The 14655-nt window shown below is 64.9% G+C and carries 12 protein-coding genes; 5 read left to right on the forward strand and 7 right to left on the reverse strand.

What is annotated here, in order from left to right; all coding sequences use genetic code 11:
- Positions 1-42: 42 nt before the first annotated feature.
- The gene (locus ACEWFR_RS15830; protein WP_374061969.1) at positions 43-2949 is read right to left on the reverse strand and encodes a DUF1508 domain-containing protein; all 2907 of its coding nucleotides are present in this window, start codon (positions 2947-2949) and stop codon (positions 43-45) included.
- 336 nt (positions 2950-3285) lie between these two features.
- On the reverse strand, positions 3286-4113 hold the full coding sequence (locus tag ACEWFR_RS15835; protein ID WP_374061970.1) for a pantoate kinase: 828 nt from the start codon (positions 4111-4113) through the stop codon (positions 3286-3288).
- A gap of 335 nt (positions 4114-4448) precedes the next feature.
- On the opposite strand from ACEWFR_RS15835, the gene ACEWFR_RS15840 reads away from it, so the two are divergent.
- From ACEWFR_RS15840 to ACEWFR_RS15855, 4 genes are all read left to right on the forward strand, one after another.
- On the forward strand, positions 4449-5327 hold the full coding sequence (locus ACEWFR_RS15840; protein WP_374061971.1) for an esterase/lipase family protein: 879 nt from the start codon (positions 4449-4451) through the stop codon (positions 5325-5327).
- A gap of 280 nt (positions 5328-5607) precedes the next feature.
- A complete protein-coding gene (locus tag ACEWFR_RS15845) occupies positions 5608-6858 on the forward strand; it encodes an RICIN domain-containing protein (protein WP_374061972.1) in 1251 nt (416 codons plus the stop codon).
- Positions 6859-7281: 423 nt separating this feature from the next.
- Positions 7282-8160: an esterase/lipase family protein gene (locus ACEWFR_RS15850; protein WP_374061973.1), complete on the forward strand. Its 879-nt coding sequence runs from the start codon at positions 7282-7284 to the stop codon at positions 8158-8160.
- 160 nt (positions 8161-8320) lie between these two features.
- Positions 8321-8785, forward strand: coding sequence for a hypothetical protein (locus tag ACEWFR_RS15855; RefSeq protein ID WP_374061974.1), 465 nt, complete (start codon positions 8321-8323; stop codon positions 8783-8785).
- A 347-nt stretch (positions 8786-9132) separates the two neighbouring features.
- Here the strand turns inward: ACEWFR_RS15855 and aspS are convergent, their stop codons facing one another.
- Positions 9133-10437, reverse strand: a complete 1305-nt coding sequence (gene aspS, locus ACEWFR_RS15860; protein WP_374061975.1) for an aspartate--tRNA(Asn) ligase — start codon at positions 10435-10437, stop codon at positions 9133-9135.
- Between the two features lie 86 nt (positions 10438-10523).
- Between aspS and ACEWFR_RS15865 the strand changes: the two genes are divergently transcribed.
- Positions 10524-11297 carry an NAD-dependent deacetylase gene (locus ACEWFR_RS15865; protein ID WP_374061976.1) on the forward strand — a complete coding sequence of 258 codons (774 nt, stop codon included), beginning with the start codon at positions 10524-10526 and terminating at the stop codon, positions 11295-11297.
- Positions 11298-11318: 21 nt separating this feature from the next.
- Here the strand turns inward: ACEWFR_RS15865 and ACEWFR_RS15870 are convergent, their stop codons facing one another.
- The 4 genes from ACEWFR_RS15870 to ACEWFR_RS15885 form a co-directional block, all read right to left on the reverse strand.
- On the reverse strand, positions 11319-11972 hold the full coding sequence (locus ACEWFR_RS15870) for a helix-turn-helix domain-containing protein (protein ID WP_374061978.1): 654 nt from the start codon (positions 11970-11972) through the stop codon (positions 11319-11321).
- A 57-nt stretch (positions 11973-12029) separates the two neighbouring features.
- Positions 12030-12731 carry a phosphoglycerol geranylgeranyltransferase gene (locus ACEWFR_RS15875; protein ID WP_374061979.1) on the reverse strand — a complete coding sequence of 234 codons (702 nt, stop codon included), beginning with the start codon at positions 12729-12731 and terminating at the stop codon, positions 12030-12032.
- 249 nt (positions 12732-12980) lie between these two features.
- Positions 12981-13154: a hypothetical protein gene (locus ACEWFR_RS15880; RefSeq protein WP_374061980.1), complete on the reverse strand. Its 174-nt coding sequence runs from the start codon at positions 13152-13154 to the stop codon at positions 12981-12983.
- Between the two features lie 289 nt (positions 13155-13443).
- Positions 13444-14634: a threonine synthase gene (locus ACEWFR_RS15885; RefSeq protein WP_374061981.1), complete on the reverse strand. Its 1191-nt coding sequence runs from the start codon at positions 14632-14634 to the stop codon at positions 13444-13446.
- Positions 14635-14655: the final 21 nt, after the last annotated feature.

Here is a 14655-nt window from a genome sequence, read left to right on the forward strand (position 1 = left end):
GAGCCGTTCGATAAAAAGTCGATTGATACCCGTGCCGCTGGGCTACTCCGTAAACGTGATCCAGCCGTCGGGCGCCTGCGCCTTCACATCGTTCATCGCCTCGCGGGCGTCCGTGCGGTTCGCGTAGGTCTGCGTGCTCTCCGCCATCGTCGTCCCGTACTCGTCGATCAGCTGCCAGACCCAGCCGTCCTCGGCGGTGTGAAGTTCGAACGAGACGCTGTCGATCTCGAGGATGCTCGCGGACTCGATCAGGTCGCGAACGTTCTCGAGGGCATCGCGTGCGGCGTCGACCGTCTCGTGCGTTTCGGAGCCGGACGCGACGGTGCGGCCGTCCTCGTCGATGAGCCGCCAGCGCCAGCGCTCGTCGTCGTCGGCGACGAGTTCGAACGAGGCGACGTCGAAGTCGACGCGGCCGGCCATCGGCGCGAGCCGACGGACCTCTTCGATTGCGTTCAGCAGTTCGTCCTTGCTCGCAGCGGAGTCGACCGCCTCGGCGAGCACCTCGCGATCGCGGTCGACGAGTTCCCACGACCAGCCGTCGTCGCCGTCGAGGCGAATCACGGCGTCCTCGATCGCGAAGATCGGCGCGTCGGGCGCGTGGGCCGTGAGGGCGTCGACGCCGTCGGTCGCCGCCTCGCGATCGGGGTAGGAGACGGTCGAGTCGGCGATCTCCGCTCGGTCGCGGTCGAGCAGCCGGAAGTGCCACTCGCCGTTGCCGTACAGCTGCACGGACACGTCGCCGATCGTGGAGCGACGAGCCGTTGCGGCGGCGTCGCGCACGTCGTCGAGACCGTCGACCAGTTCGTCGCGGGTCGGATGGTCCTCGCCGTCGACGGCGACGGTGTCACCGGACGGCATGACGAACCGCCAATGCCAGTCTTCCGTCGCGTACGTCTGGAAGATCGCCCGATCCATCGTCCGCACGTCGGAGTCGAGATACTCGAGCAGTCGATTCATTGCCTGGCGCGCGGCCCCGCGGGTGGGATGGGTCGACGGATCCTCCGCGACGAGCTTGCCGGCCTCGTCAATGAGCCGCCAGCCCCACTCGTCGTCCTCGTTGACGAACAGCTCGAAGGCCGCGGTCTCGATCTCGAGGAGTTCCGCGTTGGGCGCCTGCTCTTTCAGCGTCATCATCGCTTCCGCGGCGTCGCCGCGGGAGGTGTGTTCCTCGCCGCTGTCCGCGAGCACGTTCCCGTCCTCGTCGATGAGCCGCCAGCGCCACTCGCCGGAATCGGCTTCGTAGACCTGGAAGGCGGCGTTCTCGAACTCGATAAGCTCCGCTTCGCTGGCCTGCTGTCGAACCCGCTCGATCGCCGTCGTCGCCGTCTCGGCGTCGGCGTGTGGTTCCGTGCTCGCGGCGACGACGTCCCGGTCGTCAGTGACGAGCCGCCAGTGCCACGGACCGGTCTCGTCCGCGTCGGGCGCATCGACGGTCGTTCCGCCGTCGGCCGCGGGTTCGGGCTCTTCGACCGTCGCGGGGAGGTCGTCGTCCGGCGTGGATGCGGCACTGCCACCGGCGCTGGCCCCCGTTGCCGGATACACCTCGTACTCCGCGTCTTCGATCTCGACGACATCGGCGTCGCGGGCGTTCTCGCCGAACTGGTCGGCCCACTCCGCCGAGCCGTCGTGTTCGGGGGTCCCTTCGGGTCCGCGCGCGACGACGTGCTCGTTCTCATCGACCAGCCGGTAGCGCCACTCCTCGCCGGACTCGTAGAGCTCGTAGGTCGGTTCGCCGGCGACGGTGACCGAGGCCGACTCGAGCGCCGAGAGCAACGCTTCGGCCGCCTTCTCGGCGTCGCGCCGGGAGTCGAACTCGTCCGTGCTGTTGGCGACGACCTCGTCGTCGGCGTCGACGAACCGCCAGGTCCAGCCGTCGGCTCGCTCGCAGAGTTCCACGCCGATGTGCTCGACATCGAGCACCCGCGCCTGGTCGAACCGTTCGGCGAACGTCTGGGCGGCCTCTTCGGCTCGTTCCTGCGTCGAGTGCCCCGTTTCGCTCGAGGCCAGCGGCGCGCGTTCGTCGTCGACCAGTTGCCAGTACCACTGGTCGCGTCGCTCCTCGTAGGTGAAGGCGGCACCCTCGATCTCGATCACGTCGGCATCGGGGCCTCGATCCTTCAGGAAGCTCACCGACTGCTCGGCACCGTCGCGCTCATCGAATTCGCCGGCACAGGAGCCGACGATGGAGCCGTCGTCCCGCGCGAGCGTCCATTGCCACGTGCCGTCGCGGTCCTCGTAAAGCCGGAACGCCGAGGTCGTCAGCTCCATCAGCCCCGCGGAGCTGATCTGGGACTTGACGCGCTCGATGCCCTCCGTAGCGTCCGGCCGCGTCACGGCGCTCTCGTTGCTCTGGGCCAGCGCCTCGAGGTGGAGGACGTGCCACTTCCAGTCGCCGTTCTCGTCGCGGAAGACGGCGAACTGCGCGCTTTCCATCGCGTCCCCGGTGAGAATCGGCGGATCGTCGGTCTTCCCTTCCTCCTCGACGAACATCCCCTTCTGTCCCGTGAGCACGGGAACGAGCGCGGTCACGCCCGCGATGATCCCGATACCGAGCGTGTAGACCGAAATGACCTCGACGCTGTAGTCGGTCCCGAGTTGTCGCCAGTTGTACGGATACGCCCACGCGAAAAAGCCAACACCCCCCAGTGAAATCAATAGTCCAACGAAACTGACCTGAATCCCCCGTCGACGGACCGGCAACATCAGGACGATTCCGAGCAGGCAGAACGCGAGCCCCGTCGCCGCCGTCACTCCGGAGATGCGGATGAGCGTGTACGGGTTCCCCTCGCCTGCGTAGCCGACCACGAAGGTCGCAACGCCAGCGGCACCGATGATATAACCGACGATGAACAGCCAGTAGCCGTAGACGTCCTTGCTCGAGTCGGGTTCTCCGACGTAGTGTTCATACAGCTGAAATAAGCTTTGGTGAAAGTCAGTTCGTGAAGCCATTGTCAAACTTGACCGGATAACTTGAACGAACCATAATAAAGTTCTGGCTACCAATACAAAATCTGTCATGAAAAGACGCGGTCCCTCGAGTCGCACCGGTCACCGATCTGTGCCGATTCGTCGCGATCGAGTTACGCACTATAGTAGCCACTGCAAGTCACTGCACACCTGATCGCACGACAGCTGTGCGATCAGTGTGTGAATGGTTGCAGTTGTTACTATATATCGTAGCGAAAACGACCACTATTCCCGATATCGGATACGTTCGATCACCGAAACCGGGACCGAAAACGGTCACCGGACGACGAGGGAATAGCGACAGAGCGGAGCAGGTCCCTACTTGAGCACTGCACCGGCTGGATGCGTGGCACAGACCGAGGGCTCGTAGCCCGCATCGGATAGCCCCGTCCCGAGCGCGAAGACGGTTTCGCCGAGCATGGCCATCGACGCCTGTCCGCCGGCCGTCGAGACATCGGTGATCGCCTCCGAGACCTGTGTCGTCAACAGCCCTGCATCGCGCGCGAACAGCCTCGAGGCGTACAGGAAGGAGAGCAACGTCGGTTCCTCGACGACCCGCGCGAGCGCTTCCTTCCCGGCGGCGGTCAGCGCCTCGGTATCGCCCGAGAGCACGTCGGCCGTCGAGCGTTCGCCGAACGAGATATATTCGACCCGTGCGCGGGCGGGAATCGCATCGAGTTCGTTGTGATGGGGGCCGCCGGGCTCGAGGCGAATCGGGACGCCGCCGTGGGCCTGGGCAACCACGTCTCCGAGTCCCGTCCCGGCCTGGACCTCGGCACCGTGGGCGATCGTGACGAGTTCGTTCATCGAGAGCTTGCGATCGAAGACGCGGTTGGCCGCGAGCGCCGTCCCGAGTGCCATCGCTCCCGAGACGCCGAACCCCGCTCCGAGCGGGAGTTGGGAGTTCGCCTCGACTCGAGCGGTCGCGTCGAGCGTCTCGAGGACGGTCGCGACCGGGTCGACATCGATTTCCGTCCCATCGAGTACGACGGTCGTCTCCGTCGCTGGCTCGAGCGTTACGTCGACACCGTCCGTCAGCGTCAGTCCCGCGCCTCGTGAGCCGGCTTTCGTCGGATCGTCGTCTGGATGGGCGCTGAAAAAGCCCGTGACGTGGCCGGGGACGAACGCCGTCGCCTCCTCGCGCATTACGCCTCCGCTTTCGGCCGGAACGATATAACGTTGAAGATTCCGTGATCGCCGACGAACTCACAGTGCGAGCGGGTTCAATGTCCAAATCCCCAGTGAGACGCTCGAGAGCTGGTCATGCGTACCACGCGGTTGGGGAACAAAAGCGCGCACCCGAAACGCGACCCGTTCCGCCGAGAGCGTTCGGGATCGGATCGTTCCGAAACGCGTTCACCTGAACGACACCACTACTGCCATACCATTACTGCCATAGACAGCTCTCAGTATTGTATTAAACACGCTCCATATAGAAGAGTAAAACGCATCATCTATCATGATATACTACTGTGCGTTGCATGACAGACAACGACAACCTCGGCGAACAGCCGGCGACCGACGAATCAACGACCGACCGACGAACGCTCCTGAAGGCCACCGGAACGACCATCGTCGGCGGCGCGGGTCTCGCCGCGGCGTCCGGCTCTGCGTCCGCACAGTTCCTTGGCAGCCCCGAAGTGATCGAAGTCGACGACGGCCTCTTCGGCTGGAGCGCCGACGGCAGCATCCCCGTCGCGGACGAAGTGCTCGTGTTCATTCACGGCTGGTTTGGCGATAGCACCGTCGAGAGCCAGACCACCGACGTGCAAGACTCCCTCGAGGCGGGCGGCTATACGCCCGACGAGACCGTGGCCATCGAGTGGCCGGGTACCACACTCAACTTCATCGGTGCCGAGGCCGACACCGAAGATGTCGGCGAGGTCGTCGCCGGCCTCGTCGAGGAGTTCTACGACGCCGGCGGCGGGAACATCCGCCTCGTCGGTCACTCGCTGGGTGGGCGCTGTGTCTACTGGACCGCGACCAAGCTCAGTAGCGGCTACGAGATCGAGACCGTCGCGGGACTCGGTGCGGCCGCCGACGGCTCCGAGATCTGTGGCGACCCGTGGAACCCCGGTCTCAGCAACGCCTGCGAGGTTCGCAACTACCACTCCCAGAGCGACTCGACCGTCGGCTCCGCCTACGGCGGCTGGGGCGATACCGCTCTCGGGACCGAGGGTGCGGGCTGCAATCCCGGGGCGAACTACACTGACGTTGACGTGACCTACAGCGTCGGCAGCCACCTCGCGTATCTGGGTGACGATGCCGTCGGTTCGGACCTCGCCGATGCGATCAACGCCGGCTCCTGTACCAGCGGCGGTGACGACGGGGGCGACGACGGCGGCTGGTTCGACTTCTAATTACTTCACAGCCGACCGCATGACTTCTCGAGCACGACGACGCAATCGTCCGTATCCGATACCGCGTTCTTTCAGCACGTTGCTGACGAGTAGCCGTCAGTATCGGGCGTCAGTTCGGGACAGCGGTCGGCGCACGTTGCGCGCTCGCCGAGCAGACAGTAGCCGGAAGGGGAGGTAATACAATCGTTACGCTATAACATTTGTATCGATGGGGTGTTAAATATACTCAGAAGGTCAGAAGCAGGTACATCCTACTAGTGAGTAAATGACAGGTCGTCGTATGTCAGACAAGCACACCCCCGACGAATCGTATTCGATCGATCGACGAACGCTCCTCAAGACCACCGCAACGGCCGCCGTCGCGGCCGTGGGGGTCGGCGCCACAACGGGGTCGGCCGCCGCGGACACCGACTCGATCATGGAGGTCGACCTGCGGGGCGGGATCCCGCCGGTCACCGACGCCCCACAGGGCGAGGACGAGGTGATCTTCAACGTCCACGGCTACACCGGGTCGTCGGCCAGCGTCAGCCAGTCGCAGACGCTTCAGGACACGCTCCGCCAACTGGGCAACACCGAGACGGTGACCGCGGTCACCTGGGACGACAGCGGGCTCCCCAGTTCGGCCGAGTCCAGCGCCCGCCAGCAGGGCGCGGACTTCGCCGACTGGATGGAGGGGTACATCCAGGCGAACCCCGGCACGACGATCCGGATCCTCGGCCACTCGATGGGCGGGATCGTCACGTTCGAGTTCCTGGCCGCAGCCGAGGGTCGCTTCCGGGTGGCAAACGCCGACACGATCGGCTCCTACGAGGTCACCGACGCGCCCTGCGAGGGGTCCGCCTACCACACCGCGATCGAGAACGTGGCGAACTTCTCCGGGAACTACTACTCGACGAACGACTCCATCGCACGACTCGGCAGCGGGCCGGCCGACTGTGGCTTCGGCGGCGGCTCGCTGCCGTCGAACTACGCGGACGTCGACGTGAGCGGCTCCGTCGGCAGCCACACCACCTACAAGGCGAGTACCGGCTTCGGGCAGGCGTACCTCAGTAACTTCGCACCCGCCGTCGACCGCGGCGGCAGTGGCGGGTCGGGCGCGGAAATCTCCGAGGGGACCTACCGGCTCACGAACGTCAACAGCGGGAAGCTGCTCGAGGTCGCGAACGCGGAGACGAGCGACGGCGCGAACGTCCAGCAGTACGGCGACACCGGCCACCCGACCCAGGAGTGGGTGGTGAGCGACAACGGCGACGGCACCTACACGTTCGAGAACGCCAACAGCGGAAAGTTCCTCGAGGTCGCGAACGCGGAAACGACTGACGGCGCGAACGTCCAGCAGTACAGCGACACTGGCCACGCGACTCAGGACTGGATCGTCCTCGACAACGGCGATGGGACGTACACTCTGGAGAACGCCAACAGCGGAAAGGTCGCCGACGTCTATGAGTCGAGCACGGCTGACGGCGCCAACGTGGTCCAGTGGTCCTCGAACGGCGGCCCACAGCAGCGCTGGACCCTCGAGCAGATCTGATCCATCGACCGTAACGGACGCGCTCTCTGATCCATCGATCGGATAGTCGAACACGCGAGAGTCGCCAGCGCCACCGAGCGACTCCCCGTCGAGCACCGAGAGGGAGTATCGTCACCACCCGGACAGTTCGTAATTCTCGACTCGGTCGCATCTCTCGGACCCGTATTCCGACGCTCTGAACGGCACCGATACGCCCTTCGAAACAGAAGATCCATCCGGTAGCGATTCGGTGACAGCCGTGCTCGAGGCGCGGTTCCAGCCGATCAGAACCGTTCAAACGGCCGCTCCAGTGTGAATAATCGTAGCAAAAATAGTTGTGTTTCCAATTAATAGTATCTAATTGCTATATCGCCTAGGTAATAAACACACTTCGTATAGAAGAATTAAACCCAACCATCGCGCATCCAAACGAGCGGGTGTCGTATGACAGACACCGACCGTCCTGCCGAGGAGAAAACGACCGACGAATCGCAAATGACCGACCGGCGAACGCTCCTGAAGGCCACCGGAACGACCATCGTTGGCGGCGCGGGGCTGGCCGCCACGTCCGGCTCTGCGTCCGCACAGTTCGGCGGCCCCACCGTGATCGGAGTTGACGACGGCCTCCTCGGCTGGAGCGCCGACGGCAGCATCCCCGTCGCGGACGAAGTGCTCGTGTTCATTCACGGCTGGTTTGGCGATAGCACCGTCGAGAGCCAGACCACCGACGTGCAAGACTCCCTCGAGTCCGGCGGCTATACGCCCGACGAGACCGTCGCGATCGAGTGGCCCGGTACCACGCTCAACTTCGCCGGTGCCGAGGCCGACACCGAGGACGTCGGCGAGGTCGTCGCCGGCCTCGTCGAGGAGTTCTACGACGCCGGCGGCGGAAATATTCGCCTCGTCGGTCACTCGCTCGGTGGCCGCTGTGTTTACTGGACTGCGACAAAGCTCAGTAGCGGCTACGAGATCGAGACCGTCGCGGGACTCGGTGCGGCCGCCGACGGCTCCGAGATCTGTGACGACCCGTGGAACCCGGGCCTCAGCAACGCCTGCGAGGTTCGGAACTATCATTCCGAGAACGACTCGACGGTCGGCGGCGCGTACGGCGGCTTCGGCGACACCGCCCTCGGGACGGAGGGCGCGGGCTGTACCCCCGGGGCGAACTACACTGACGTCGACGTGACCTACAGCGTCGGGAGCCACCTCGCGTATCTGGGCGACGATACCGTCGGTTCGGACCTCGCCGATGCGATCAACGCCGGCTCCTGTACCAGCGGCGGCGGTGGCGACGATGGCGACGACGGCAGCTGGTGGGGCTAGTAATCGCGGTCGGTCCCATCCGCCGATCCCAGTAACGATCCGAAATCAGTGAGAGTCGTCCAAATCGTTTTTCTTCGCCAACGCGTCCCTTTGGAACCCCGTCACGGTCTCCACTCTCGTGTCCGAAACCGCATCAGGAGCCGCTTCGAATATCCGGACGATGGCTCGAACTGGTTCTCCCGTTCGCATCCGGCCATCCCGACTGCGTTCCGGTTCCAATCGTGTCGTCCTCGAGACGATAAACGAGATCGGTCCCGGCTATACGGTCGAGACCGTCGCACCCATCGGTGCTGCTGCAGACGGAGACATGGTCTGTGGTGGTGGAATCGGTGGTGGTGAGTGGTACGACGGTATCGAGGACAACGCTGAGGAAGTCCGTAACTACCACTCCGAGAACGACACGACCGTCGGATCGGCCTACGGCGGTCTCTTCGGTGCCGCGCTCGGTACCGACGGTGCGGGCTGCCCATTCGACACCCCAGACAATTACACCGACGTCGATGTCACCTTTAGCGTCCTCAGTCACCTGGGCTACCTCGGAGACGACGAAGTCGGCTCCGACCTCGCCGAGGCGATCGAGGACCAGGACAGCGGTCTTGGCTGGTTCAGCTATAGTAGCCACTGAAAGTCACTGCACACCTGATCGCACGACTGCGTTGCGATCAGTGTGTAAATCGTTTCAGTGGCTACTATAGTCACCCCCCACGATCGGGGTCGGACCGCTGTGCGCCGCGACGGCGGAACCCCCTCTCGGCGGTGCCGGCTCGGCGTCTGCACAGCTGTTCAGCGACATCGACGTCACCTCGAGAATCCGACGTGCTGGGCCGCTGGCGATCGGGCGAGACGAACGAAGTGAGTCTCGCCGGCTCTCAGGTTTGTCGCCTCCGGCGACAAACGCTGCCGATCTCTCGGGAACACCGGTGGACTCTCCTGTCGTCCAACGAGCTCCCGATCGACGAACAGCGACCTCGCCTATGGCGAGAGTCGCTGCCGATCTCTCGGGAACAACACGGCTTCCCGAATGTTATCCAATCCGAGAAGCGTCATGACGAGCCGCTCGCCGCCGAGCCCGAAGCCGGCGTGGGGCGGCATGCCATACTTGAACATCTTGGTGTAGTACTCGAACTGATCGGGGTCGAGTCCCTGCTGTTCGAAGCCCTCGATGAGCTTCTCGTGGCGGTGTTCGCGCTGGCCGCCCGAGACCAGTTCCATCCGCGGATGCATCAGGTCGAAGCCGGTCGAGAGCTGCGGATCGTCGTCGTGATCCTTGATGTAGAACGGCTTGATCTCGCTGGGCCAGTCGGTGATGAAGTAGTGGCCGCCGACGTCGTCGCCCAGCGCCTTCTCGGCCTCCGTCGAGAGGTCGTCGCCCCAGACGAGCTGCTCGTCGAGTTCGCCCGTCGCGTTGATGCGCTCGAGGGCGTCCTCATAGCTGATACGCGGGAACGCCTCGTCGGGTGCGCCGAACTCATCGGTGAGATCGAGTGCCTCGAGTTCGTCGGCGCAGTTTTCTTCGACGGCTTCGTACGCGGCGCGGATGACGCCCTCGACGACATCCATGGCGTCGTTCTGATCGCAAAAGGCGCCCTCGAAGTCGATCGAGGTGGCCTCGTTGAGGTGTCGCGGCGTGTTGTGTTCTTCCGCGCGGAAGATCGGACCGATCTCGAAGACGCGCTCGACGTTCGAGCCGGCGATGAGCTGCTTGAACAGCTGGGGCGACTGGTTCATGAACGCCTCCTCGCCGAAGTACGTGATCGGGAAGAGTTCGGTGCCGCCCTCGGTGCCAGTCGCGACGATCTTCGGCGTGTTGATCTCCGTACAGCGGAACTCGCGGAACTGCTCGCGGACCGCGCGCATGATCTCCGAGCGGATCTCGAAGACAGCCTGCACCTCGTCCTTGCGCAGGTCGAGGGTGCGGTTGTCTAGTCGTGTCGAGAGATCAGCGTCGACCTTGCCGGAGGGATCGAGCGGCAGTTCCGGATCGGCAGGCGCGACGACCTCGAGAGAGTCGGGCGTAACCTCGACGCCCGTCGGCGCGCGCGGTTCCTCTTCGACCGCACCGGAGACTTTGACGACGCTTTCGCGGGAGACGCCCAGTCCCGTCTCGACGAGGTCCTCGTCCATCTCGTCTTTCTCGAACTTGATCTGGATCTTGCCCGTCGTATCTCGAAGGATCAGGAATGCGATGCCCCCGAGATCGCGGATCTCGTGGACCCAGCCGGCGACCGTCGCGTCGTCGCCCGGCTCGGCGTCGGCAGTGTAGGTTCTGTCCTGCATACCACCCGATTCACGCAGGCGGAACTTAAGCGCAGTCGTTCGCACCGAGGTGAATCGTTTTGCCGAGTCAGCACGACGACCGATGTATGAACGACCTCGAGCGACTCGCCGCCAACATCCGAAGTGCAGACACGGTCGTCGCCTTCACCGGCGCGGGGATCTCGGCCCCCTCCGGCGTACCGACGTTCCGGGGTGACGACGGCGTCTGGGACCGGTTCGACGAGGGACAGTTCGCCTACGGCCGGTTTCAGCGCGATCCCAGGGGGTTCTGGCAGGACCGCGTCGAACTCCAGCGAGTGATGTTCGACGAGGAGTACGAGCCGAACGCGGCCCACGAGGCGCTGGCCGAGATGGGGCGGAATGGCGACCTCGAGGGGATCCTCACTCAGAACACGGACGGGCTCCACGACGACGCGGCCGCGGCGATCGACGACGGCGCGGAAACCGGCGAACCGACCGTCCTCGAGTTACACGGCAACTCACAGCGGGTCCGCTGTACGGACTGTGGGAAACGCAGGGACGGCGATCCGATCTTCGAGCGCGCCACGAATGGCGAACTACCGCCGACCTGTGACTGCGGCGGCGTGTTCAAACCCGACGTCGTCCTCTTCGGCGAGCAGCTCCCGGGCGCGGTCATCCAGCGAGCGCGGTCGCTCGCTCGCGAGAGCGACGTCTTCCTCGCGATCGGCTCCTCGCTGGTCGTCGAACCCGCCGCCTCGCTCCCCCGAACGGCCGCCTCGACCGGTGCAACGGTTGGGATCGTCAACCTCGAGTCGACGCCCTGTGACGATATCGCGGACGAAGTCTATCGCGAGGACGTGACGAATACGCTTCCTCGGCTCCGAAAACTCGTCGGCTGAGACTCCCCAGGCACCAGTGGCTCACTCAACGACCCGGTCCGCGATCAACTGCGCCTGCCCGCGGCGGAGCCGTTCGCTGACGGCCTGATTCGAGATGCCGAGCTGGGCGGCGATCTCGGACAGCTCCGTCTCGCGGGGAACCTCGAAGAACCCGTATTCGTAGGCCAGCGCAAGTGCCTCCCGCTGGGCGTCGGTCAGCGTGGATCCGCGGTCGCGGTCCCGGTGCTGACGGTCGTCGGCGGCGAGTCGCTGTAACTCGAGGGAGACGCCCTCGTTCGCGAGGAACTCGTGATAGCGACCGAACGAGTCTCGATCGGGAAAGCGCATTTCGACCTCCCAGCGCCCGTCCGACCCCCGACAGTCGAGTAATTCGCCGCCGGCGTCGACCCAGGCACGATACGCGCCGATGACATCCGTCTCGCTCCGTTGCAACCGGTATCGGCTCTCGCCGTCGGCACTGCCGATCCGCTCGAACTCGGCGATCGTCCCGTCGGCCGCGAGCGCTCGGTCGAGTCCGTCGCGATCGCGACAGCGAACCCGACAGAACGCGATGGGGCGGTCGGGATCGAGGGCGTACTGGCGCTCGAGTTCGATGTCGATCGACGGCAGGGCCTCGAGCGTCGGCCCGAGGAGGAGCCCCGACGACGACGCCTCGAACGCGGCGAGGAGACTCATGCAGGGTCGTCTGACACGGAGAGACAAAACAGTTGAGGCCGGGACCAAGAGGGACGGCTACGCGTCGTTCGCCGCCGCGACGGTTTCCCGAACCGCCTCGATTCCCTCGTCGTGTGCGAGGTCACCGACGACGATCACGTCGGCGTACTGGGCCATCGAGTACGCGGAGTCGTAGTCGTGGATGCCGCCGCCGTAGAACAGCGTCGACTCGTCGGTGGCCTCGGCGGCGGCGTCGACGACGCTTTCGTCGCCAAGCTTACCGGAGTACTCGACGTAGACGATTTCCTGGCCGAACATGTGTTCTGCGACCGTCGCGTAGGCGGCAACGTCATCGGCGCCGAGATCGCAATTGGCCTCCGTCAGCTCCGCGACATCGGCCTCGGGGTTCATCACGACGTAGGCCTCCGTCGTCGTCCGGTCCCAGTCGAGTTCCCCCTCGAGTCGGACCCACTCCTTGTGAGCTTCGGTGATCCAGAACGGCGACCCGGCGTTGAAGACGGTCGGGATGAGATAGCCGTCCAGCGCGTCGTCCTCGAGGACGACCTCGGGGTTCGACGGCTCCTGGTAGAGCGCGACATCGTGTTCGGCACAGGCCTCGATGACCGCGCTCATGTTCTCCTCGGTGATTCCCATGGTGCCGCCGACTTCGATCGCGTCGGTCCCGGTCGCACAGAGATCGCCGTAGGTCACGCCCGCCGGTAACTCCTTGTCCGGATCGAGCTTGAGAATATGGTTCCAGTCGTCCCAGGGGGTAGTCATACTGCGTCGTTTCCCGACAACCAGCAAAAGCGCTACGAAACGACCCCCGTCTCGAGTTCGACTGTGAGACCCTCGAGACGGGGTCGAAACCGGATTCGACCTGTCGGTCCGCTCGCGCGCCACACGACGAGGCCGGTCGCGTTCGGTGGCGGTTTCCGGTACCGGGCGATCGGTTCGTGACGCGGCGGTAAATCGACAATCTCGAGGTGGCTGCAAGTGCTCGGTGCACTTGCCTCGATTACGCCGTCATCACAGTTGCTCGGCGCTGACGGCTCGCATCGAGCTGTCGTTCTCGACTTCCCAGATTCGCAGTACGAGGTGTGCCTTACAGTAATATTCGGCGGTCTCGAGACCGGTCTCTCCGTTCTCGAGGACGAGCTGGCACGTGTCCCCGTTCGAACACTCTGGTGAATGTTCACACATTGGTACTCGTCTCGTCTACTCCCCTCGCAGGCAAGACCCTGTCGGTGAAAGAGTTCGGCTTTCTTGGCCGGGCCGCTTTCCGCTCCCGGTTCGAGCGACTCTACTCGGCGGTATCACTCGTTACTGCACGGTCGTGGGTGGGTCGACAGCCGATGACGAGGCCCAGCGCGGAGACCGCCCAGCGTTCCCGGTCGGAGTGCGAGACCGCGTTCCCGCTCGGAGTGCGAGACCGCGTTCCCGGTTACTATACGAGAGTGCGCTCCAGATTGTAGTGCGAGCTCGGATCGACCTAGACACCTTGACTCATCAGGTGGCTGCGCAACACGTCGGCCTCCTTGTTCCCGGATCCCGTGTTGACGATGACGACCGTTTCGTCGCCGTCGAACGCGTCGCGTTCCGCGAGCTCCCACGCGCCGCTCGCGGCCGCCGCCGCGCTCGGGATGAGTTCGAGCCCCGTCGTCTGGGCCACCCGGACGGCGGCCTCGAGGATGTCCGGGTCCTCCGTCGCGACTGCACCGCCGCCGCTCTCGCGGAGCGCCTCGAGGATTCGCGGACTCGCCGCGGGATCGGAAATCTCGAGTTCGCCACAGATCGTGTCGGGGTGTTCGACCGGCTCGTGCTCGTCGCGGTCGTCGTCGAACGCCTCGACGATCGGCGCACAGCCGGACGCCTGGGCGGCGTAGAGGGCGGGCAGATCGTCCGTCAGACCCAGCTCCCGAAACTCGCGTGCAGCCGTGGCGAGTCCGACGATGCCGACACCGGCCCCCGTGGGGTAACAGATCGCGTCGGGAACGTCCCACTCGAGTTGTTCTGCAATCTCGTAGAACAGCGTCTTCGCGCCCTCGTGGCGGTAGGGCGTGTCGAACGATCGGAGGGAGTACCAGTCGTCGTGTTCAGCGAGCGCCTCTTCGAACGCGCCGGCGGCGTCGCCGAATCGGCCGCCAACGACGTTCATGTCGCCGCCGTGGACGTTGACCATCGCCTTGTTCGTAAAGCCGGATCGGGATGGGAGATACGCGTGCGAATCGAGCCCCGCTCGGCCCGCGTAGGCCGCGACGGCCTGTCCGCCGTTGCCCGTCGAGGGGAGCGCAACGTCGCTCGCGCCGTGGTGGACGGCCGCGGTGACGGCCACCGACGCGCCGCGATCCGTGCTCGAGCCGGTTGGGTTCCGGCCGTCGTCCTTGATCAGCACGCGCCCGACCCCGAGTTCGTCGGCCAGATCGGGACAGTCGACCAGCGGCGTCGCTCCCTCCGCGGTCGTCACCGCCGACTCGCGAGCGAACGGGAGCAGTTCCGCATAGCGCCACTGGGAGTCGAACGGCCGGTCAGCGAGTGTCTCGCGATCGAGGTCGATCGCGTCGTAATCGTAGGTCGACTCGAGCGCGCCGCCGCAGTCCGGGCAACGGTGGGACTCGGAAGCGTCGACGGCGGCCCCGCAATCGATGCACTCGAGGCCGGTAAAGGCGTCTGTCGTCTTCATAGACGATCCTTCGCGGCGTCG

The organism is Natrinema sp. H-ect4 (assembly GCF_041894845.1).
In the GTDB taxonomy this organism is placed as follows: Archaea; Halobacteriota; Halobacteria; order Halobacteriales; family Natrialbaceae; genus Natrinema.